This is a genomic window from Desulfotomaculum defluvii, from assembly GCF_054657375.1.
In genome coordinates this window covers 633353-656600 of sequence record NZ_BAAHYV010000006.1, presented here as the reverse complement: position 1 = coordinate 656600, position 23248 = coordinate 633353, and the positions used below count along the sequence as shown (strand labels likewise).

Here is a 23248-nt window from a genome sequence, read left to right as displayed (position 1 = left end):
GTTATCACCTCAGCATATCCAAGAAGGCATCTAGCCGCATACGAGTGCGAGCATCCAATTTATTAGGTTTATCCCCTTCCAGTGTTAGGATGGGGTATTTCAACTTCTTCCTAACGATTAAGTCTTCGATCTGTCGATAGCAAAAACTCTGGGCATAGTGAATAACCCCATCTACCTGTCTTTTTTCCAATTCCCTACTAATATCCTCTAACCGATAGAAAATTCCATAGGGGTAACTGTAAAGCCTGTATTGCTCTACAATATCATCGATGGCAAAGGGCATAGAAAACTGCCTCTGCACCTCGTTGAATACCACTCTGGCTCCCCGCTCTTCCACGTAGTCATACAAATCATCCATAATGGGAGGTACCCCAATATAGGCCAGTCTTACCTTAGCATTGATAGGATCTTTGGCAGGCAACTCTGATAGAAACTGATCCACCCGGTGGCCAAAATCCTCTGGATCTCCTTCCAAATCACTACAACAAACTTGGAACAAATGGTTTTCCCAGCCCCGAACCCGATCTCCCTGCCAGGTTAATCGATCTAGTTCATGAACCTTGCTTCGAACGGCATCCATTCTCTTCTTAGCTTGATAAACCTTTTCCCAGGTGGTGCCCAAGGCTGCCATTAGTTTCTCAATTTGCATCTTCAACAAGTCATAATCACGATCAAAGGGAAAAGCAAAGGGGATTACGTTTACCCCAGCCATTTCAAGGGTTTCCATTAGGGCGTGGGTATTACTGCAATCTCCCTGGGTTACGGCTATAATCGTTTGAATATCTTCATTCTGCATGGTGGTAGAATAAAGACCTTTAATCCAGGCACAAAGGTTACGGGGGTAACCTGCCACCTCTGCCTCTTCCACCAATGACTGTGGATTTTCATGGGTAACAAATATATTATTAAGATCCACCGGTATTAAACCGGCGGCATAAACCACCTCAGCTGGAATGGTGGTGGTCATACCTACCTTCCGCACTACTAAATAACCCCCTTAGCCCTGAGCAGGGCAAGGGAACGGCTCATCTCATTGTAGACGATCATCAAACCTTCATCTACACCCATTCCCGGCTTGGCTAGCATTTGATCCGGTTGAGTAGCTATGCCAATATGGACACAAACCTGTGCTGAACGGTCGGTCTCATTACAAGTACCTCCCAGGTAAGCTCCAATACCCCGCTCCTTGGCATATAATATGGCCTCAATGGTATTATTAATGCCACCTAGGTCCGGTGTTTTGATCTGCACCATATGTCCTGCCTTGGCATCCACAAACTCCTGGATGTCTTCCAGGGTATTGCACCATTCATCAGCCACAATTTCTACATTAATCTGCCTCTGCTCTAATATCTGTCGTAACTCTGCCAGTGCTTGGATTTGCACAGGCTTACTGCCACGATCCATTGGCCCCTCGATGCGCAGTTTCAAGGGAGAAGCAGCTAACTCCAACTGTGCTAAGTAGTCCGCCATGCGGTCGGGATTTTCCTGAAAAGCCTGTCCAATGGTACCATAAACATCGATATGTAAAATAGGATTATAGTCCTCCCCTGCCAACTTGTGGGCACGTTCCCTTAGCCATTCGACATAAGCTAACAATTTCTCGCCATTGCGACCAAGTTTTTCTTCTACGTTATTGATTAAACCATGGGGCAGAACTGCCGCTCTTTTAATAATAATTTTGTCTGCATTGTCATACCGTTCATCACCAGTTTGGCAAAAAATTGGTATGCTAGTCCCGTTCAACTTGCAATTGTATTCCCTGGCCACTACCTCAGCCATTGTGCATTGGGCTACCTTGGCAGCGGCATCCAATAATGCCTGGGTTATTCCATAACGAAGGGCAGTATGATAGCGGCTACCATCGGTACGCGTTAGCTGATCAAACTCCTCTGCCAATATCCGAAAGCCTGTAACATCTCGTCCAATCAGTCTAGGGAAGATTTCCTGCTCCAGTACAGGTATAAAGTCACTGGCTAAAAATAAAGGATCTCTTCCACCAGCCCCAGAATATTGTACAGCAGCACAATCACCATAGGCAACTGCGCCATTTTCTAAAAGCAACATCACTGAAATGGCCTCTCCTCGCTGGCGAACCTTTGAAAAACCAGGAGTAACAGGCTCACCTAAGTAGGCAAAACCATCGTGATCTCGTCCCATCTTGATGGCCTTTTGATCATCAAAGTAAAAACCAGTTAAGCCCGACGAAGCAACTGCTTTGGTTATTTTCATAGTTTCTTTCCTCCGTATTAGTTTTGCTGTCTTACCTCGCCTTACCCACTAGCATACCCTTACCAATGGCATAGATATCGTCAATGACCATTTGGAAGCTGGGTTCCCTACCCTCGAGCTTCCCTCTGGTAGCAATTTTTCCCCGGTGCATATCCTTGATAGCTTCATCAAAGGGTAAGTTACCAAAGTCCAGCAAGCGCACCGCACCAAAGCTATCCCTTGCCGGCAACAGCTTACCCGCATTGAACCGACTGGGAGCAAAGGGCACATCGATCAGTTCTGCTTGGAAACCCCGTACTGTACCCACAGCAATATCTCCCTGGCCAAAATCTAAGAGTTTCTCTAAAATAGCCCTTGTCTCAGCTTTAATTAGTTCCTTTTCATTATTAAGGTCCTGAGAGTCCATTAAGGGCTGATCCTTTAACATATTTAAAACCTGCTTGGTGGCTTTAATACCCGAAGCATTTGCTTCTTTAGTGGGAATGCCCATTGCTTCATGGGGTGTTTTAACGATGACTTTAGTAGCCTTGGCCAAGGCAGCGGTGGCCGCACCCCAACTAATTACCCCAAAGGCTTTGCTTTCATCCTGAGGGAAACCACCCATCCATTGGTGGAAAACCGTTGTAATGACTGTATCTTGATAACCAAACCGAGAGAGATATTCATCAGCCAATTCCTCCAAAGAGCGGATGGCTGCCACATCCTGGATCAAGTTACCGCACTGACCATAGCCAAGGGTTAAACTCTTCACACCCTGTTCCGCAGCCAGTAGTGCTTCTATAATGGCAACACTGTGGGAAATACTAGGTGGTACCAACGTGCCAGTTAGGGGACCAAAGGGCTCACGATTGATGGATATTCCTCTCTCTTCATAATATCCCACCAATCTATCAGCATACTGCCAATCCCGAATTGAACGCTCCAGCGGAACTTCCTTAGCATAAGGAATATTGTAGGAGATACCGCCTCCTTCATAGGCTGTAAAACCTCCTGCCAAAGAAATCTCTGTTAGTAATCGAGCGTCGGGAGTGCCGTGTCGAACCTGTACCGGAGAATTTAACGCTTCGACAACTTGGCGACAGGCCAGTACTCCATGGTTGACAGCCGGAAAACCATTTAACATTGAACGTCCTACCGAACGGCTTTCATCGATACCAGCCTGGGCCTCGTTATAGCGATTCTGCCTGGTATAACTATCAATGGTAGTAGGTAGTAAGTCAGCTTCCCCTTCTGTTTCAAGATAGCGTAAAAGCTCAATATGCTCATTCACCAATGCAACGCCAGCCCTGGGCTGGGCTAAGGTAATGCCTTCTTTTTTAGCTGCTGCCAATTTCTCCGCAAAACGGCGGCTGGCGGGAATTTGGGATTGATAGGCAATGGCCTCTTCTAAGTCAACCTCTTGCCCTGTGGGCCAACTGTTCAGTACTTCCTTACGAATTTCCAAGAATTTATCCCAATCCAACTTCTTATTGGTTATTTGCAAGAATCTCACACTCCTTTTAGCCTTTAGCCTTTAGCTTTTAGCTTTTAGCTTTTAGCTTTTTGACTCTAGCGTATGTTTTCTAAAATACTATTTATAGCAAGGTTTTCAGACTTGGGACTTGGGAATTTAACTTAGGTTTTTGACTATTGCCTTTAACTAATGGCTAACAGCTAATAGCTAGACCCAAAAGACCTATCCCTTAAGCTCAGCCATATACTTCTTGGCCAATCTTAGGGCTGGGGTGGGTTTTACTTCGGCCAGAAGACCCACGGCGGCCAAGATGTATTCTTTATCCAACATTAACTTTGGCTTCTTCGGTCTAAGAATTGTTGGTTCAGCCTCCTTGTAAAGGGCACCCTCCAAGATCTCTCTGGGGTTGGGGTGCTGTACGATGACTCCACCTGTGCCAATCAAATAGGGTATCTCTGTCAAATCCTTACCATGTTGGATATACATTGCCCCCATTGGTGTCCAGGCCTGTTCCAGCATCCCGGCATGCCTTGCCATGGCCAGATCTGTGGCCAACCTGGCCATTGCGGTATCAATTTTCCATTGTTCTTCATTGTCCGGTAACAGCTCTACACGGTCATGGACTTGCTGGATATAGTCTACTACTTCATTTTCGGACAGGCCCGCTGCAGCAGCCAGTCGACGAGCCCCTACAGATTCCAGGAGTGAACTGGCACTGACCCGCATACCTAAATCTCCTTCTACAGTTCGCTTAGTAAAAGGTTCTGGTAAACCTTTATAGGTAACCCCAGAACGGGTGGGATGCCCATCAGCCACCGAGTGAATGTCTGTGGTGGCGCCACCAATATCAACGATCAGTAATTCTCCCAAGCCAGCTTCGTCTTCAGTTCCGGTGGCCAATAATTTTGCAGCGTTCAAAACCGCAGCTGGTGTGGGCATTAGAACTCCCTGAATATAGCTTTCAGCCTTACGTAGACCCTTTGCTTCAACAATTTTTTCTAAAAAAGTGGCCCTAATGGCTTCACGGGCTGGTTCTACATTTAGTTTATTTAATTCTGGCAAAACATTGGCTGTTATTCTAACATCCTTACCGGCTGCCAATAAAACCTCCCGTACTTCTTCTGCAGCAGATTTATTGCCGGCCACAACGATGGTAGCAACACTATGGGCTTTGGCTAGCATATTGGCATTATGAAGAATTGTTTCCTTGTTACCTCCATCGGTACCACCAGCTAATAGGATAATATCCGGACGATGACTATCTATTTGTTCAATCTCATTCATAGTTAATTGATGGGCGTAGACCCCCAATATCCTTGCACCTGCACCCAAGGCCGCCTGTCTTGCGGCCTCCACCGTCAGTTCCTTGACCAGCCCAATGGCCACCATACGTAATCCACCAGCGGCACTGCTACAGGCTAAACGATACTGAAATTCGGGCAATTCACCTGCAAAATAAGGTTTTATTTCCTCAAGGGCTATATTGAGACCCTCTAGAATGTTGGTCTCCACAGTGGTTAGTCCTTTGGCTGTGGCCATAACCTCGGCTGTCTCTACATTTACTGCCGTAACCTTTGTATAGGTACTTCCAAAGTCAATTAATAGGGCCAGCTCCATACCGTACCCCCTTAACATTTTTGGTTCAAGCCAAAATCCTTTACTAAATCATCAATGGCTTCCTGGGGCATGGTTCCTGGGGGATAGGCTCGGTCAAAACCCATGCCGAGGAATTTCTTCTCCACTTCTTGCCAATCTTGTTTGCCAACCACCAGGTTGCCTCCTACATATAGTCTGATGTTGCCGATACCTGCTTCTATGGTTTTCTCCCTGAGACCCCGGCAGTCAATTTCGCCGTGGCCATAGAGCGAAGAAACTAGAATTGCATCCGCATTGGTTTCCACTGCAGCATTGATGAATTCTTCCTGGGACGCCATGACACCAATATTCACTACTTTAAAACCAGCTTCCGTGAAAGCGTATTCAAGAATTCGATTTCCTACTGCGTGTACGTCTGCCCCAATTACGCCTAGAATTAAAGTTAATTGTTTTTTCTCCTCAACCAAAACTGCAGACCCCCTAAATTAACAGTACGATAATATATACAGATTTTTCATAGTTTCTCCCATATTAGAAATTCTTCCTCCTATTTTAAGGATTAATTTCTACTAATTTTTTATGCATGCTAAAAGCAAAAAAGGAACTCAGTGATTGCAACTGAGTTCCTTTTTTGCTTTTATTCTCCATAGAAATATGCAGTGATACCCTTTACGATAGCATTTGCAGCTTTATCCCTAAATTCTACGGCACCCAACAAAACTTCTTCCTCCGGATTGGATACGAAGGCAGTTTCAATCAGAATACTTGGCATCATGCTGGTACGCAGTACCGCAAAGTTTGACTGTAAAACACCAATATTACGTCTACCCAAGGCTTCCACCAACTCACTTTGAATATCCTGTGCCAATCGATTACGATCGTCCTTTTGTTCATACAGACTGGGTATGGTATTAGGTGCATAATAATATGTAGAAGTTCCACCAACGGCTCGGTTGGTGTTGGCATTACTGTGGATACTAACAAAAATATCGGCACTTTGCTCATTGGCCAAGCGGGTTCTTTCGTAAAGATCCACATATTGATCATCGGCACGGCTAAAAATGACACTGGCACCTTGCTTTCTTAAAAGTTCAGCAACCCTTAAGGTAATATCGAGGTTTACATCCTTTTCTTTTAAGCCCCCTTGACCAGAGGCTCCTTGGTCCTTGCCACCGTGCCCGGCATCCAAGAATATAGTCTTACCAGCTAAGCCATCACTGTAAGAGATTTTACTAATATCCAAGGTTAAGGACTTTTTATCCTCAGCCAGACTCACCTTTACTTTGGCCCGTTCTTTTAGGTCTAGGACCAGACGGGAATAATAGGGATCTTCATTATAACCAGTTCTGATTTGGTTCACCAATTCTGTATCGGCAGAGATAGTTGAAGGCTTACCATTCAAGGAAACATCATTTAAATTAACCACGTAACGATAGGGATCGGATAATGTAAAGGTATTATAATTTATGTTTTTATCACTAATTATCTTGATATAGGTATGGTCTTCTTTTTCATCCACCTGCACATCTAACAGTTTTGCTCCCGGTACATGCTGCTGGTCCTTTGTCTCAGATTTTACAGTATTATCTTTTACAGTATCATCCTTGGTTTCACTACTATCAACTGTCGCGAAGCTAGGTAACCAGGCATAACCCCCGGTATTGGGTTGGGTTGGTTGCGGTTGAGGTGGTTCCGGCTGTGCTGGTTCTGGTTGATTCACCACAGACACCAACCAACCTGCCACCCAGGCTGTGGATCCATTACTCTGCTGTACCTGTACCCACTGACCTGAACGACTGATCACTGGTAACCTAATACCTCTACTTACTTGCCCGGCTACATTGTGACTGGTTCCTGGACCACTACGCAAATTCAAATTGTCTGCATTGATTATCGCCACTTGATTACTGCTAGCAGTTTTATCAGTAGAAGGAGGCTCCACTTGTGAAGTAGGTGCAGGGTTTGAGGTAACTGTTTTATTCTGAATTGCAACTAACCAACTGGCTACCCAACCAGTTGTAGTTGTACCTTGTATTTTGTACCAATCACCACTCTGCCCCAATAGGGTTAAACGGTCCCCTTTTTTCATTGTTCCTACAATGCTGTTCGTTGTTCCTGGACCGCTACGAACATTAAGAGTATCACCTGTCACCACAGCAATCTTTGTACTAGTCTGGCCCGTGGTTGGAGTACTACCGTTTGTAGTATTGTCAATAGGACTTGTAGTTTTTAAACTAACTAACCACCCTGCGGCCCAGGCCTCCTTCCCCCCAGCCTGTACTTTATACCAATCCCCACTTTTAGCTAGAACAGTTAATTGATTTCCCTTGGTGACCTGTCCTACTAAAGCGGTATTAGTTCCCGGGCCGCTTCTTAAATTAAGCTTGTCTACGTTAACTATAGCCATCTGAGCCGCGTCGGCTGGCTTTGTTCCCCCAAGGGGATTAAAAAACAGGGTTAAACCAAGCCCCAGCCAAAGGGCACAGCGGTAAAATCTATTTATTTTCAATCTAATCATATCTACCTTCCTTTAGGAAAATTACATATTAACACCATAGGCTTTTCTATTTATGGAAAATTATATAGCATAGATCATTTTCTATTTATTTGACGAATAACCTCTTATTTTTGTTACAGGACTTACGGTAATTTAAGGAATTATTAGTTAAAATTGTGCATTGCTAAATATTTAACAGTAGGTATAAGGGTAGGAAATCAGGTAAAAAATTTAGATTAACGAATATTTGTCTGGAGGGTTTCTATGATTAAAATCATTACTTCAATTGGACTATTGCTTGCACTCATGTTCATACAACCCAGTGTGTGTGCTGCCAATGTATGCGAAACAAGTCAAAATATTTGCCCTGTTAATGAAGATATTGACCGTATACTGATCCCTACTAACCCTCCGATGCGTGGCGATGATGTAAAAACGCTACAGAAAGAATTGCAGTCTTTAAACTATTACAAAGGACCAATAAATGGTGTATATGACTCCCTAACCCAAAATGCCCTGCGTAATTTTCAGCAGGGACACGATTTAAACAATGACGGAGTAGTAAATTGGGATACTTGGCATTGTTTAGCTCTAAAGCTGGAGCAACCAGTGACCAAAGCAGAAAAAATTCTACCCCCTACCGGTAAAATTGCAATTATTGTGGATACAACCACCCGTAAACTTACCGTACTATCAGATGGCAAGCCCTTTAAGCAGTTTAATATTGCCTGCGGCAAACCTAAAACTCCTTCACCGGTGGGTAACTGGCAGGTGGTTCATAAGGCTACTAATTGGGGTACTGGCTTTGGCACCCGCTGGTTGGGATTAAATGTTCCCTGGGGGAAATTTGGTATTCATGGTACTAACAAACCATTTTCCATTGGCAGCTATGCTAGCCATGGCTGTATTCGTATGCACAATTCCAGTGTAGAGCAGCTTTACCCCTGGATTCCTCAGGGTACACCAGTGTACTTAATCGGTAGTCCCTTTGGTGTTCCAGGTCAGGGACATCGCAAATTGGTACGCGGGGACAGGGGTGCGGATGTATATGAAGTGCAGCGTACATTAAAAAGACTAGGTTATTATGAAATGCAGCTAGATGGGATTTTTGGCTACGGTCTAGAAGCAGCCATTAAAAAATATCGCAAAGCAAATAATCTACGGATGGATAATTGTGTAGATAGTAATATGTATAAATCCCTAGGATTATAAAAGAACCCGGTGTACTTACACCGGGTTCTTTTACTATTAACCCTTAAGGCTGCTGGCAAGGACTATTAAAATTAACCAATTTCCCCAAGCTGCTGCATTCCTTCACCGGTATCTTTTCTAAACTGGATAACACAGGGTTGCCAGTTTAATTCCTTAAGCAGACGTGCATAATCTTCCACTGTAACTTCTTCCCAGGTTTTATTTAAGAGTGTTAAGAATACCGCCTCCATGACATTGGTACCAAAGGTACGTCCCTGAATTTCTGGAGTGGTGGTTATCAACATACCAGCTCCCCGATCCATCAGTTCTTCTACATCTTCCCGGGTAGTGGTATTGGTTAAAATAACTTGTCCATTTAGTTTCTCAGGCAGGTGTTTACGGATAAAATGATAATCTCCTGCTATTACTTGGGCCTGATCATAGTATTTGCCATATTTGTTATTAGTCTTCTGTTGTTTATCCTGTCTCTGGCCAGTGGGATATAACAGCTTAAATGGTAGCCTTGAAATAATAGGCATTAGTTTTGCAGCAATTTGATATAATTTGTCCAAACGATAAATGGGAATGGGAATACCCAGAGCAAATATTAAGTCACCGATGGTTAGTTGACAGCCACTATCAGTCAATGCCTCTGCCATACCAAAGCGATCCATAGCGCTAACTAATAATACCTTTGTATCTTTTCTGATTATTCCCCATTCTCTCATGTATGCCACAGTTTGACGCTCTAGGGTGTTCTTTAAGCCGCTACCGTCCACAACTGGAGTTTTATTAACTGTTTCCAATAGGCGTAGGCCATCCTGTAAAACGTAGCGATCTTTTCCAGCGTATAGATAAACATCAATACCACCTAAACCAATGGCGTCCACCTTGCCGTCCAACTCCCGTAGGATGGAGATGGCTTTATCCATATTTCCATCAGTTCCTACCCTGCTAATTTCAAACTGCTCACCTAAAAGTTCAATCTGGGCCATATGATTTCTCTTAGAAGACCCTAAACTAACACTAACAACCTTCTTCAATGTAGTCCCTCCAGAAACATATCTTACCATTATTTTAACCAAATAAAGGTAAAACCTTACACAAACTTTATCTTTGTTCCAACAGTGCCAAGCATTTTGCAATCTTGCCAATGATTTCCCTAATAAAAACCCAGGGCCACATAGCCATTTTCAAATACTAACAGCCATCGACTGATGGCTGTTAGTATCTTCTCTTCCATTTGTATTTACCCTTGTTATTGCTTCTTGTGAGGGTAAAATCATGTTTTTCCAACAGTTCCAACGTCTCATCATAACTATCAACATAATCTGACTGGAAAGTTGCTAATTGTGCATCAGTAAAGGTGCTGTTGGCAGAACCCTCCTTGGGTGCCATCACTTCTACCAGATCTTTAACTTGTCTTTCCATTTCAGAACACCTCCATTTATTGAGAAGGATTAGAGCGAACCGCCGTGTTCCTTTAATACTTGGAAAGCCCGGTCACCCAGTTCATCAGTTGTCACTACAGTGACTAAAAAAGCTTTACCACCGGCAACACCATAATTTTCTGCAGCAATACCGGAGTTGGATGGATCAGCCCCCATTAACACTCTGCTATCGTTATTTTCAAGGCGACTGGTATTAGCGGAAAAAATGGTTAAACCTGTTAAGGTCTCAGCATTTAACCCGTTATTTATTGCGGCATCATTACTAACCCCATAGCGAGAAATTCGGTCTAGGGATACCTCATTAATTCCCATTTGCTTCAATTCCTGCACAGCAGCTTCTGCTTTGGTACTGGAAGGAAAATAAGCAAGGATTGAACGCATACCCTGGGGTAATGTCATATTTTAAAAACCCCCTTTTTATTGATTCTTTTTATTCTTCCCTTTGTCCATTTAAATAAAAATAAAATTATTGTTAAAACTTTATTTTTTTTCAAAAAACAATGATACTTAAAACAGTCTAAGCTGTTCACCTCAGGACAAAGTATGATAAACTGAAGAAAAATATTTCGGGAGTGGATAAAATGAGTGATACAAACACACAGTTTCCAACACCAGAACAATATATACTTGTGGCTCTTATTGATATTTGCCGGGGTTTAAGGGTAAATGTACCAGTGGATCTGGATAAAAAAACTCAAAGTAATGTGCTGAAAGATGTCTTGTCCTCAGCCATTAGTTATTCAGAAAAGCAGGAGAGCATGCAAGTAATTAGTGAAGAATTATTTCGCTGCGCCAAAGAAGGTTGTACCTTGCATGATCAAATGAAAATCCTACCTTCACAAAGTCCCGATGTGATAAATGCTAAAATGGTGGCTGCGGCATATCTCTTAAAGCTGGCGAATAAAGAACAAAATGTTATCTAGAGGAATAGCCTTCCGGCTTTAAGATAGTTTGATAAGGGCCTTGGGCTTTTGTGCATGTTCTGCTTAAGTGTCTTTAGCTCATGTCCCAAGGCACAGGGTCCATGACCAACTGTGTGACTGATAGTCATGGGCGGTTAAGCGGTTATTAATGTAAAATAAAAGGGCCACCAGCATGAATGATTACTGGTGGCTTCCTGTTTGTATTATAACTAATTAATGACTAACCGTTAAATTCTTGTACGTAGATTTTGCCATACTTACTACCACTGACAACACCAATTCCTACCTTGGTGTATTCAGGTTTTAAGATGTTAGCCCTGTGACCAGGAGAATTCATTAAATTGGTGTGTGCGGTATTCACATCTGCTGCACCGGCTAAGTTTTCGCCGGCATAGTGATAAACCACACCGCTATTTTTCATCATATCAAAGGGAGAACCATAGGTGGGTGAAGTATGGGAAAAATAGTTATTGTCAACCATATCTTTGGCTTTGGTCCGAGCAATTTGGGTCAATGCCGCATCCATGGTCAGCGGCTTTAGCCCCGCAGCAGCACGTTCTTTGTTAATCAGATTTAACATAGCTTGTTCTTCGGAGGCAACTACACCACTGCCAGGTGTTTGATTAGATCCTGTGTTTGATCCTGTGTTAGCCCCAGTATTGTACGAGGGTTTTGTATAATTATATTGGTTGTAATTAGGTTGGCTGTAATTATAACTTGGTTTGTTGTAAGTGGGCTGACTAGTGGTAGGTTGTTTATAGCTGTAATTATAGCCTTGATAACTGGTGTTGTAGACCTTGTAGTTCGGACTACTACTCTGGGTATTGTTATAACTTACATAGGCTTCTGCAGAGCCAGCGCCAGGAGCTGCTACTGCAAGAACAAACGCAACTACACCTAAAATCATACTAGAAAACAATTTGATTGACTTTTTCATGAATATCCCCTTTCGCTTTATAAATTATTACTATATTAAGTGGACTCTATTATAGTAACTTGAAGGTATGCTACCTGACAAATTACTGTATTCCAGTTCATTCCGTATAATAACAAAATAACCTGGACTTGAAAAACCATCTTGTCCAATTCGTTAAATAACTGACAGATGGCTAATACAGGAATGCGACAGCGGGGACGGTTCTCACTGTCGCAAAAACAAAAAAATGCGACAGCGAGAACCGTCCCCGCTGTCGCATTTTTTTATTAGATTTAGAAAACCACAGCCACTTCGTCTCTGTCGATAGCTCGGCGCATTTCTCGAATTCGCTCTCTGAGGGACGGGTTACTATGGCTGGCATCATCAATTTGACGCAGTAAATCGATCAATCTTCGAATGATGGAGACAATATCACCTTCCTGCAGACTAGTGTTCTCCAACAGGAAATCCAATCCTTGTCCGGTATACCAGGCATGAGCAACAAAGCCGGGTGTGTTGGACCAAACTGCAAACTGAGGTGGTACACCGGCATTAAGTAGTTCTTCGACAATTTCCTGGACAGGCGTCGGATCATAGGGAGGAGCAGGCACGAATTCACGACGACCTGGTATATAATCAATACCTGCCAATATACCTGCCACTACCTCTGCGGGCAAATCCTCCAGTAAGCCCGAAAAGGCCAATTCTGTTACTAAAATCTCCTGCACATGCAGTTCCAGGGCAAAATTGCCCCGGGGATAGAACTCCCTCTCCTTAATATAACCTAGACTTTCTAAAATACTTTTAACAGAATGATATTCATTGATATATTTGTTTGCTTGCTGTTTAATGACATTCAATTGGCCCACCAGACCAGCACGTTGGTACCCTAAAGCATCCACCTGATCTCTGGCATCAACACAGATCTCATGTAAACAACGTTGGGTTTTTTGATTGCTTAGAATTTTTTTTATTTCATAAAGTCTTTCTTGGGAGCCTGGCCGATTTTTATATCTTGATGAGCTCAGTCTTTTCTGTTCCCGAATCAATTTACGACGTTGCAAAGGGCAAGTGGCGTCTTCCCTAAATTCACAGAAATATCCCTTTGCTTCCTCTACCTGACGGTCAATATCACTTAGCAGAACTTTTATTTCTCGCTCAGATCGTCTCTCTTGATAGGCGGAAAAATTTTGGGTTAAGAACTGGTCGATTTCTTGGTCGTTTTTCCATTTTAATAAACTAAGCACGGTATTAGGAGAGATCGTTAGACGACCATAAACTGATTCAACCTCCGCTTCATCAAAGAAGCCTGTCTGATCTGGAAATTTGTCATCTATACGAATGTATACATGACCCACCCGGTCAAAACCCCGGCGTCCAGCCCGGCCCGCCATTTGAAAAAATTCGCGGTTCATTAGTGTGCGAAATTCTTTACCGTCCCATTTACGGCAGGAATGAAACAACGTCGTGGCTGCAGGAAAATTCACCCCTGCAGCAAAGGTTTCGGTACAGAATAAAACCCAAAGAAGACGATTCTCATAGAGCCTTTCCACCAGGTTTTTTAAAATTGGTGAGAGCCCTGCATGATGATAGCCAATTCCTTGTTGTAAAAGTTTACGAAGAACCTTCCTATGTCCTCTTTGAAATATCTCAGGATGATCCTTTTCTGTATCTGTAATGGCTTGTAAAACTTGATTTTTTTCGTCAGGGAATAAGAAGTCCCATTCTCGTCCAACTTCCGATGCCAATTCTTCGGTACGTGCCCGACCAAAAACGAAATATAACGCAGGCAAGTTATCCTGCACTGACTCAATGGCGATGGAAGGGTTTTCTGCTTCGGTTCGCTCCACGTTTCTTCCACCTCCCATTTCCTGTGTCTTCATTTTCTATTCTGGCTAGCTCCCTAGCCAACTCCCGGGCAGCCCTTTCTGCTTTGCGCTCTTGGGACCGCTTGCGAACTGCTTCTTCAATATATTCTCTGGCTTCATCTTCATCTAGAATTACTCCCTCTGAATTAAGCCAATTTATGGACAATGGTACAGCACGGTTGGTTTCTACCACAACCTCCACCGATTCCCCCCGGACTTCACTCATCCAATCTGAAATTTCCTGTAGATTTGGTACCGTAGCCGATAGACCCAGGAACTTGACGTGGGGCGGAGCAAAAATGATACTTTCCTCCCAAGCCGTTCCTCTGTCTGGATCGTCTAAATAATGAATTTCGTCAAAGACCACACAGGCCACATCAGACAAGCCTTCTGGTTCAGAGAAGCAACGGTTACGAAAGATTTCTGTGGTCATAATCAAAAGGGGTGCATAGGGATTAATTGAGATGTCACCAGTAACCAACCCCACCTGATCCTGACCAAAAACATTGCGGAAATCCACAAACTTTTGATTACTCAAAGCCTTTAAAGGTGATGTATAAACCGCTGATTTACCCTTTGCCATAACCGCTTCGATTAAACGTTCGGCAATCACCGTCTTGCCTGTTCCGGTGGGGGCAGCCACCAGCACATTGCGTCCCGCCAGAGCTGCCTGAACGGCTTGTTCCTGGAATGGATCCAAAGAAACTGGTCCCGCTGGAGGGGGTGGTGTTACCGCCCTACGAGGCCGTTTTTTACCCAATGGTGCTTTCTCTTTACGAATGGTTGTGGACTGGGCAGCTTCTTTCTTCTGTTGTTTTGCCGCCAGAGACCATTCATGTTCAATACCGGCAAATCTTTCTTTGATGGCTTGAATATCACCCCGGCGAACAAGAATACCCATGCGGCCATTTTCTGCTTCAATCTCGCCCACAGGATTAATATAACCCTCCCGCACCAGCCTACGAACCCGCTCCGGTGTAGTATCAAGTAAATCTGCCGCTTCCAAAGTGGTTAACTTAGTGGCTCTTTTGACAACTTTATGTAAATCTGGACGGTATTTAATGGACTTAACCTCGTCCCGCCAGAGTCGAGTATTATTACCCAGGCGGAAAGAACCTAGTTCCTCCAACTCACATAGGTTCAAAATATCTTCTTCACCTAATCTCAAACGGTCTGCTGCTTCTGGCATTGTCATGGATCGAGCAGCCAGCCAAGTCAGAGGTGGGGTATCTTGACCTTCGTTGGCATCCAAATGGACACCAGTTATTCTTTTTAATTCCTGGACAATCACCTTAGGATTGTGGGGATAAGGTGATGTCCATAGACCTACTCCATTAATATGAATCCGATAAGCTCCGTCTGCCTGGATCATATTGGTGGCAACTTCCCGTTGCTCAGGTAACTCAAGAATCTGCCCTAGGGTAAAGAAGGGCTGCTGCTGATAAATACCACGAAGTTTTTCTTTTAAACCCTTCCCTATCTCACGACGGGCCAATTCAGCCTCTCCCTCAGGGGTTGCAGCAGTGGTAATTCTTTCATTTGGTAAAATAATAAAGGGGGATATTTCCCGGCCAGCCCTGAGGGAAGCCACCAGAGTACCATGGATACGAAACTTTCGAATGAAATCTTCTAGGGTTAGTGGGCCAGTTCGTGTAACATAATTAGCAGTGTCTGCCCAAGCCGCTGGACTATCTGCCGCTGCATAATGACCACTGAGTAATCTTATGACAGGATACCTTACCTTCGGTAGCAACTCTCCTCCCAAAGCTTCTATCAGTTCTTCCCTAGTCAGGGCATCTCCATTGGAAAAAATATCCTTGAGTTTTTTCTCCTGAAAACTTTGTTTTTCTTTAAGCAGTTTTAGCTCTCGATAACGTCTTTCTAGCTCTGCTTGACCTAATGTTGTATCCCTAAGGGTAAATGTACCATCAGGTAATTCAACAACCTGGTCCATGTTGCGGAGTGAGGGTAAATCTTCATCACCAACTTCAAGTTTAATCTGCATTAAGTTTCTTGGTTGTCCGTCTCTTAATAGTCTTAATACCCTTCCCCTGGTATCGTCGCCCAAAAGAGCTGCTAATTTTCGTTGGCGAACGGCCACCAATTGAGGACTATAACTCCAATCCCCCTCCCCTGCGGTAGCTAATTCTTGTTGCGGTACTTCATTTCTTGCCACCCACACCGCTTCGGCTTCTTCACCCTTGCCTCTTAGTCTGGCAACTTTTAAATGATGATTTGCCACCAAAGACTGCAATGCAGCGAGAAGAAGCTGGGGTTTTAACTTTAACTTAAGCACTAAATCCAACAGAGGTATCGGTTTATCCTCGGGTAGCTCTTGAAGGATAGAGGTTTTAAGCTGTTCCTTGTCTTTTACAACCATTCAGAACACTCCCCGGTATCATCGTTAACATTTTTTTCTGCACATAAACTTTATCATAGCCTGAGGTTTTAGCCAATGTTCTCATGCCTATGATACCCACTACTATTATAAAAAAAAACCCCGGGGCCTTATTTCCGGAGTTAATTTTTCAATTCACAAGAACATTGATATTGATTCCGGCCCTTTTTCTTAGCTAGGTACAGGGCATCATCAGTCTTTTTAATCAGACTTTCCTGAGTATCATCCTCTGTCCATTCAGCAACACCAATACTGGTTGTTGTATGAAATGGCTGCTCCTGGTCATCAACAAAGAAGCATATCGTTTCAATGGTTTTGCGAAGTCTTTCGGCCACAATAGATGCCTCAGTTAACCCGGTTTCTGGTAATATGATGGCAATTTCTTCACCACCATAGCGACAGGCAATATCTTCTTCTCTGATGGATATCAAAATTACCTCTGCTACTTTTTTCAACACCATATCACCATTTTGGTGACCGTACATGTCATTAACCTTTTTAAAATGGTCTAAATCCAACATAAGTAGGCTAAGTAGTTTCCTATTCCGCCGGGCCCGACTTATTTCACTTTCTAAACGAATTTTTAAATATTCCCGGTTAAATAACGCAGTTAATTGATCCATGTACAAGGGTCTACTCAAGGTTTTAGAGCATTGATAGAGAATTACACCGCCTAGCATCACAATAATACCAAAACTGACCATAATAATGTTTTTTACGTACCAAATTGATTGGTCAAAATAATCCCCAGCAATATCAACTCCCAACAACCCGATAAACTGATTTTGAGCATCGTATAATGGTTGATAACCAGTTATTACACTACCCCATTTGCTTTGATTGGGAGGACCATAGGTAGGAATCTTCTCTTCATAGGCTTTATCTCTAATAGGACCACCAACATCATAACGATCTCGATTTCGATAGGTACTCTCATCATCACTGGTCAGGACATAAAAATATTCCATTGGTGTACCCGGTGGCTGACGAAATACCTTCTCCTCCTCCGGATTGACAAAATATCTTATTTGATTGCCCTTTAACTTGGTTTCAACATATATAGACTTAATATCATTATACTTTAACAGAGGTCTGACCTTTCTTTTAAATTCAAGGGCTTGAATATGGTTACGAGAACTGAGTATATCTAAAATCATCATATCTCGGACAAGTTTTTGATCAACCTCCACAAGATTAGCCGCCATCTGAGCCGTAAATTGGGCCCGTAAGCCTAGGTCTTTGACCAAGATATTATAGCATGCTTGGTAGGTCGCATAGGCCAATGTGGCCATAGCAATTGTCATAGCTAAAAACGATACTAAAAAGATTTTATGAGGTGATGTAAATTTCAACTTAACACCTTCTTCAAACCATATATATCTTTTATTTGCATAATATTTAAACACTACACTGTTAATTCCTCTTCCCTTTTTATAAAAAAAATACAAACTCTGGTTGTCCCTGAGTTTGTATGATTTCAGATATTACAGTATAAAAAATTCTCCTTCAGCTTAAAAGATAACTTTAGCAAAAGTCTTGTTCAGAAGACATTTTTATTTTAATCCACCACTAATCATAGAGGTATGCCAAACATTCCATTCTGGTTTTTTACTCCGAATGTAGTCCGCCACTTCTTCTGCTGTCACCCCACCTGGACGCATAATCATTCCCATTACTGTCCCGTTATGGGCCACTAATACTCCAAGGGCTTTCATCTCCGAGGCCCATTGTCTCCACTGGGCTAAATAAGGTTTAGGCATAACCACCTGATTTGCTTGGGCACTGATACTGGCCCCTCGGCCCATCATTTCCCAATCTTCTGTTAATATACCTCTGGTTACTAATTCCACTGCCTGTCTCACCATTGGTTCCTTTTGAAAGTTTTTACTGGCTAAATCATTACGGTTGTGAAAGAGAATTGTATCAACGGTCCCACCAGGATCTGCAATTACCAATTTCAGTGGGGGTGCTTGACCTAAATACTTTTTTGCTTCACCTGTTAATTGATTAAAAATGGTGATTCCCGGGTACATCTGTCCATCACTAGGTTCGATTGCTGTGGCAATTTTAGCAATGATGCTCGGTTCCAGTTCACTGCCAAAGGCCCTAGCCGTAGCAAGGCAAGTGGCAGCAATATCTGCTGTACTACTCCCCATACCTTTACTTTCAGGTAGCAAAGAATTTCTTTTGATGGACACCAGAGAATGCTTTTTCCCTAGGTATTCTAAGGTCATCTTAAATGCACGACAGGATTTATCCAGCTCTCCATGATAGTCTCCGTTTTCACTAAGCTCAACTACAACTTCACTCCAAAGATCAATGGGACAAGTAATAAGATAAGATTCACCTTTTATAGTGCCCTGTACCAACTCGCCACAGGTTCCTGGAGCAGCAGCTGACCCGCGAAAAACCATAGAATTTTTGCTTTCCAACTTGTTGGGATAAACATTACCACCCACGTTCAATCATCTCCCTAAAGCTCCGTAGGTGCCACCTGTCATGCCACCTAATTATGTCAACTTTTTATTCCGGGGTACCTAAATCTTGTCCATCTTTTAAAAAATTACCTTTGTTAATTTTATCACTAATATGATCACATACAATAGAATATTGATAATGTCTTTAATTTATCTTTAATTTCCCAACCCTATTTCCTTACTTTGGTTTACGCGATCCAAAACAACCTCTGCAATTCTCCTATCTACCCCTAAGTGGGGTGCCAATTGAAAGGTAATATGGGGGAATAGCTTTTTTTGTTCTTGTAATCTTTCTGGTAGATCCTGTTGGATATGGCTTCCCACTGTTAATAGCAAGGGTACAACTATGATCTCCCTCACCCCTTGTCGATTCATTTCCTTTACCATTTGAGACAAGGTTGGTTCACCAAACTGCAGAAAACAAGTCTCTACTATAGCATCTATTCCTTCGGCCTTAACCAGCTGGGTTATACCGAAAATCTCCTGGTTTGCTTCTGGAAATCGACTCCCATGTCCTAATATAAGCACGCCCTTTTGCATGCCAGTCCCCCTTAGTCTTTAGCATTTTGCCATAAGATTTAGCTAAATGGCTAACAGAAAAATTATAGTATAAGAGTCCCAGTAATACAAGGATAAACAATTTTCTATAAAAATTTACGAAAACAAAAATTGCGGGTATAATAATGGCATTGTTTAGATTTTCGGAAAGGATGACCAAAACTTGACCCATTTAGCAGTAGACCCCATCTTTTTTGCTTGGGGACCCATCACAATTCGTTGGTATGGGGTTTTAATGATGATAGCAGTATTGCTTGGTACTTGGCTAGCGATTCGTGAGGCTCAACGGGTAGGGGTTAAAGAAGATGATATCCTTGATATGGTATTAATCTGTGCACCCCTCTCCTGGCTGGGTGCTAGGCTGTATTATGTTATTTTTGAATGGGACTACTACGGACAAAACCTCAGTGAAATCCTCAAAATATGGCACGGTGGTTTAGCTATCCACGGTGGGCTAATCACTGCTATCATTACAGGTTACCTTTTTACCCGGATACGTGGCTTGCACTTTTGGCAAATTGCAGATATTGTTGCTCCCAGTTTTCCGCTGGGACAAGCCATCGGCCGCTGGGGTAACTTTTTTAACCAGGAGGCCTACGGCTACCCCACAGATCTACCCTGGGCTATGTACATTGACGGAGCCTACCGACATCCCACTTTTTTATACGAATCCCTCTGGAACCTGCTGGTTTTTATCATTTTAATATTCCGACGAAAAAAGACCACTGCCTACGGACAATTGTTTATGATCTATCTTGGCCTGTATTCCGTAGGCCGCTTCTTTATCGAAGCTCTACGAACAGATAGTTTAATGTTTGGCCCTCTAAGGGCCGCCCAGATGGTCAGCCTAATTTTTCTACTAGTGGCAGTTATCGGCTATATCTACCTCGGAAAATATCCGAGAAAAGGGAAACGCAAAACTCCTTAATGAAAGGGTTTTGCGTTTCCTTTTGAAGAAGTTTGTTTAATCTTCACCTTTGTAAATAAAATACCGGCTGAGAGAAGTAACAGGAATGGCTAAAATTTGCACTAATTCGCTAGAGACAAGACCAGACTTTTTTTCATTATTCATTATGTATTGTTTTGTAACACATCTCTACTAAGCCACATAGCATGATGATAGATCTTGAGATAAGTTAGTCACACCTAACTATATGGTTGAGAAAGAATCTGCATTATTCTTTTCTTTGTCCAATTGTTAGCCAGAGCTAATTTAGTTAATCACATCTAACAACAATGTTAGGAGGAATTAACCATGAACAATACCCCTCCCAATTTTTCTGAGCCAAATATTATTTGTCTTCATGATTTACCTATTGGTAAAGAAGCCATTGTTAACTCTATTCTTGCAGACGGCTTGATCCGTCGTAGAATGATGGATCTAGGGTTAGTTCCTGGAACGACGGTGGCAGCCCTTCGGGTTAGCCCTTCGGGTGATCCGAGAGCTTATAAGATTCGAGGAGCAGTTATTGCATTCCGTCAGGAGGAGGGTTCAAAAATTTTGGTCCATATTAAGGAGGAGTAACAATGGGATTAACTTATCAATCCTGTGGTACCAGCATAAAAAAAGATTTGCGTGAAGCCAAAGCTAGGTTTCAATACGAAATAGCTCTAGCTGGCAATCCAAACACGGGCAAAACCACCCTTTTTAACAGACTAACTGGGTTAAAACAGCATACGGGCAATTGGCCTGGTAAAACTGTATTGCGGTCTGAAGGAAAATTTCTACACGATGGCCTAAAGTATAATTTAATTGATTTGCCTGGTATCTACTCCCTGTTAGCTAATTCACCTGAGGAACAAGTGGCAAGAGAATATCTATGTTTTGGTAAACCGGACGCCACTGTAATTGTACTGGATGCTACCTGTTTAGAGCGAAATATGAACTTGGCTTTACAAATTCTTGAAATCACTTCCAATGTGGTGGTCTGTGTAAATTTGATAGATGAAGCAAAACGAAAAAACATTTATGTCAACATTGATATGTTGTCCTCCGAATTAGGAGTCCCTGTAGTTCCTACGATCGCCCGGGACGGTATTGGAATACCACAACTATTAGATGTAATGTCTAAAATTGTCAGGGGTATGATTGTGCCTACACCCTATATCGTTCAATATACTCCCTTAATTGAAGAAAGCATCAAAAAACTTGAGCCTGCTATTATTGATCTAGTTGGTCAAGAATTCAATACCCGCTGGCTGGCACTTCGTTTGCTAGAACAGGACCAAACCGTGATTAATACCTTATATAACTGGGTGCTTCAAAAAGACTCTTTACCAGGGGAAGGAGCTATTCTTCATGAACCAATTGCCTTTGTCTAAGAAGCTGGAACAAATCTTACAAGAAGTTAATTCCTTAAACCCAAAAAGGTCATTAAACATCTCAGATACTGTTGTTAGCCAGATTTATTGTCAAGCTGAAATAATCTGTCAACGTGTAGTTTCCCAGGCCAAAAACAGCGGTGTAGATTGGGATCAAAAATTGGATGATGTGCTAACCTCTCGGACCTGGGGCTTTCCTTCTATGCTTTTATTGTTATGTCTTATTTTTTGGCTCACGGTAACCGGGGCAAATTATCCATCGGAAGTTATTGCTTCGATGCTTTTCTGGGGTCAGACTAAATTAACTATTTTATGCAACTATCTAGGTGCACCTAGCTGGGTTAATGGACTCTTTGTAGAGGGTGTCTATCGATGTATGGCTTGGGTTATTGCAGTTATTCTTCCCCCCATGGCCATCTTTTTTCCCTGTTTTACTTTCCTGGAGGATACTGGCTACTTACCTCGTATTGCTTTTAATTTAGATCGTTTTTTTAAAATGGCTGGAGCCCATGGAAAGCAAGCACTGACCATGAGTATGGGATTTGGTTGTAATGCTGCGGGCATTATTGCCTGCAGAATTATTGAATCTCCCCGGGAACGGTTAATTGCTATATTAACCAATAATTTTGTTCCCTGCAACGGCCGTTTTCCAACCTTAATCGCCCTAGCCAGTCTACTGGTTTTGGGCACTCATACCTCATTCGGTGCCACATCCATTGTAGTAGGTGTAGTGTTGTTAGGAATATTTATGACCCTACTGGTATCCTGGGGGCTGTCCCGCACCCTTTTAAAGGGAGTTCCTTCGACCTTTACTCTGGAACTACCTCCCTACCGTAAACCTCAACTGGGTCGGATTATTATCCGCTCCATCTTTGATCGAACTTTATTTGTACTGGGAAGGGCGGTTGCTGTAGCTGCCCCAGCTGGAGCCATTACCTGGCTACTGGCAAATATCAATGTGGGGGAATCTAGTATCCTTACCCACGGTGCCAATTTCCTAAATCCCTTTGGCCAACTCATTGGCTTGGACGGTTATATTTTAGCAGCTTTTGTTCTTGGCATAACTGCCAATGAAATTGTTCTGCCTATTCTTATTATGAGTTATATGGCTACAGGTTCTATGATTGAATTAAACAGTCTTTCAGCTTTACATCAATTGTTTGTGGTTGAACACGGTTGGACCTGGCTCACTGTGATTTGCATGATGCTCTTCTCATTATTGCACTATCCCTGTAGCACAACAATCTGGACCATCTGGCGTGAATCTGGCAGTATTAAATGGACTGTACTGGCCACCATCATCCCTCTTTCCATTGCTTGCACAGTATGTTTTTCAGTTGCTCAGTTGGCTAGGTTACTGAGTTAG

21 protein-coding genes are annotated in these 23248 nt (G+C 42.8%); 6 read left to right on the top strand and 15 right to left on the bottom strand.

What is annotated here, in order from left to right:
- Positions 1 to 4: 4 nt before the first annotated feature.
- From ACYQ03_RS05865 to ACYQ03_RS05840, 6 genes are all read right to left on the bottom strand, one after another.
- Entirely contained in the window at positions 5 to 982 is a 978-nt protein-coding gene (locus tag ACYQ03_RS05865) for a 2-hydroxyacyl-CoA dehydratase family protein (protein WP_459908330.1), read from the bottom strand.
- A 2-nt stretch (positions 983 to 984) separates the two neighbouring features.
- Positions 985 to 2232, bottom strand: coding sequence for a methylaspartate ammonia-lyase (locus ACYQ03_RS05860; RefSeq protein WP_459908328.1), 1248 nt, complete (start codon positions 2230 to 2232; stop codon positions 985 to 987).
- Between the two features lie 31 nt (positions 2233 to 2263).
- On the bottom strand, positions 2264 to 3715 hold the full coding sequence (locus ACYQ03_RS05855; protein ID WP_459908327.1) for a methylaspartate mutase subunit E: 1452 nt from the start codon (positions 3713 to 3715) through the stop codon (positions 2264 to 2266).
- A 192-nt stretch (positions 3716 to 3907) separates the two neighbouring features.
- Positions 3908 to 5302, bottom strand: a complete 1395-nt coding sequence (gene glmL / locus ACYQ03_RS05850; protein ID WP_459908326.1) for a methylaspartate mutase accessory protein GlmL — start codon at positions 5300 to 5302, stop codon at positions 3908 to 3910.
- An 11-nt stretch (positions 5303 to 5313) separates the two neighbouring features.
- Positions 5314 to 5748, bottom strand: coding sequence for a methylaspartate mutase subunit S (gene glmS / locus ACYQ03_RS05845; RefSeq protein ID WP_459908324.1), 435 nt, complete (start codon positions 5746 to 5748; stop codon positions 5314 to 5316).
- 170 nt (positions 5749 to 5918) lie between these two features.
- Complete coding sequence (locus ACYQ03_RS05840; RefSeq protein WP_459908322.1) at positions 5919 to 7799, bottom strand: N-acetylmuramoyl-L-alanine amidase; 1881 nt, start codon at positions 7797 to 7799, stop codon at positions 5919 to 5921.
- 243 nt (positions 7800 to 8042) lie between these two features.
- Between ACYQ03_RS05840 and ACYQ03_RS05835 the strand changes: the two genes are divergently transcribed.
- Positions 8043 to 8990, top strand: coding sequence for a L,D-transpeptidase family protein (locus tag ACYQ03_RS05835; protein ID WP_459908321.1), 948 nt, complete (start codon positions 8043 to 8045; stop codon positions 8988 to 8990).
- A 71-nt stretch (positions 8991 to 9061) separates the two neighbouring features.
- On the opposite strand, the gene ACYQ03_RS05830 is transcribed toward ACYQ03_RS05835, so the two are convergent.
- From ACYQ03_RS05830 to ACYQ03_RS05820, 3 genes are all read right to left on the bottom strand, one after another.
- On the bottom strand, positions 9062 to 10012 hold the full coding sequence (locus ACYQ03_RS05830) for a quinate 5-dehydrogenase (RefSeq protein ID WP_459908319.1): 951 nt from the start codon (positions 10010 to 10012) through the stop codon (positions 9062 to 9064).
- Between the two features lie 181 nt (positions 10013 to 10193).
- Positions 10194 to 10400, bottom strand: coding sequence for a hypothetical protein (locus ACYQ03_RS05825; RefSeq protein WP_459908318.1), 207 nt, complete (start codon positions 10398 to 10400; stop codon positions 10194 to 10196).
- Between the two features lie 29 nt (positions 10401 to 10429).
- On the bottom strand, positions 10430 to 10819 hold the full coding sequence (locus tag ACYQ03_RS05820) for a hypothetical protein (protein WP_459908316.1): 390 nt from the start codon (positions 10817 to 10819) through the stop codon (positions 10430 to 10432).
- A gap of 182 nt (positions 10820 to 11001) precedes the next feature.
- Between ACYQ03_RS05820 and ACYQ03_RS05815 the strand changes: the two genes are divergently transcribed.
- Entirely contained in the window at positions 11002 to 11343 is a 342-nt protein-coding gene (locus ACYQ03_RS05815; protein ID WP_459908314.1) for a hypothetical protein, read from the top strand.
- Between the two features lie 220 nt (positions 11344 to 11563).
- Here the strand turns inward: ACYQ03_RS05815 and ACYQ03_RS05810 are convergent, their stop codons facing one another.
- From ACYQ03_RS05810 to ACYQ03_RS05785, 6 genes are all read right to left on the bottom strand, one after another.
- The gene (locus ACYQ03_RS05810; RefSeq protein WP_459908312.1) at positions 11564 to 12280 is read right to left on the bottom strand and encodes a CAP domain-containing protein; all 717 of its coding nucleotides are present in this window, start codon (positions 12278 to 12280) and stop codon (positions 11564 to 11566) included.
- Between the two features lie 272 nt (positions 12281 to 12552).
- A complete protein-coding gene (locus ACYQ03_RS05805; RefSeq protein ID WP_459908311.1) occupies positions 12553 to 14109 on the bottom strand; it encodes a helicase-related protein in 1557 nt (518 codons plus the stop codon).
- A complete protein-coding gene (locus ACYQ03_RS05800; RefSeq protein ID WP_459908309.1) occupies positions 14069 to 16507 on the bottom strand; it encodes a DEAD/DEAH box helicase in 2439 nt (812 codons plus the stop codon). The genes ACYQ03_RS05805 and ACYQ03_RS05800 overlap by 41 nt, the downstream gene beginning before the upstream one ends.
- A 140-nt stretch (positions 16508 to 16647) precedes the next feature.
- Entirely contained in the window at positions 16648 to 17877 is a 1230-nt protein-coding gene (locus tag ACYQ03_RS05795; RefSeq protein WP_459908308.1) for a GGDEF domain-containing protein, read from the bottom strand.
- Positions 17878 to 18078: 201 nt separating this feature from the next.
- Positions 18079 to 18984 (bottom strand): GHMP family kinase ATP-binding protein, encoded by a 906-nt coding sequence (locus tag ACYQ03_RS05790; RefSeq protein WP_459908306.1) that lies wholly within the window; start codon positions 18982 to 18984, stop codon positions 18079 to 18081.
- A 174-nt stretch (positions 18985 to 19158) separates the two neighbouring features.
- Positions 19159 to 19542 (bottom strand): sirohydrochlorin chelatase, encoded by a 384-nt coding sequence (locus tag ACYQ03_RS05785; RefSeq protein WP_459908304.1) that lies wholly within the window; start codon positions 19540 to 19542, stop codon positions 19159 to 19161.
- Positions 19543 to 19723: 181 nt separating this feature from the next.
- On the opposite strand from ACYQ03_RS05785, the gene lgt reads away from it, so the two are divergent.
- The 4 genes from lgt to ACYQ03_RS05765 all read left to right on the top strand — a co-directional run bounded on the left by lgt (position 19724) and on the right by ACYQ03_RS05765 (position 23248).
- Positions 19724 to 20488: a prolipoprotein diacylglyceryl transferase gene (lgt, locus tag ACYQ03_RS05780; RefSeq protein WP_459908302.1), complete on the top strand. Its 765-nt coding sequence runs from the start codon at positions 19724 to 19726 to the stop codon at positions 20486 to 20488.
- 327 nt (positions 20489 to 20815) lie between these two features.
- Positions 20816 to 21085: a FeoA family protein gene (locus tag ACYQ03_RS05775; protein WP_459908300.1), complete on the top strand. Its 270-nt coding sequence runs from the start codon at positions 20816 to 20818 to the stop codon at positions 21083 to 21085.
- Between the two features lie 2 nt (positions 21086 to 21087).
- On the top strand, positions 21088 to 21882 hold the full coding sequence (locus tag ACYQ03_RS05770) for a FeoB small GTPase domain-containing protein (protein ID WP_459908298.1): 795 nt from the start codon (positions 21088 to 21090) through the stop codon (positions 21880 to 21882).
- The gene (locus tag ACYQ03_RS05765) at positions 21860 to 23248 is read left to right on the top strand and encodes a nucleoside recognition domain-containing protein (RefSeq protein WP_459908296.1); all 1389 of its coding nucleotides are present in this window, start codon (positions 21860 to 21862) and stop codon (positions 23246 to 23248) included. The genes ACYQ03_RS05770 and ACYQ03_RS05765 overlap by 23 nt, the downstream gene beginning before the upstream one ends.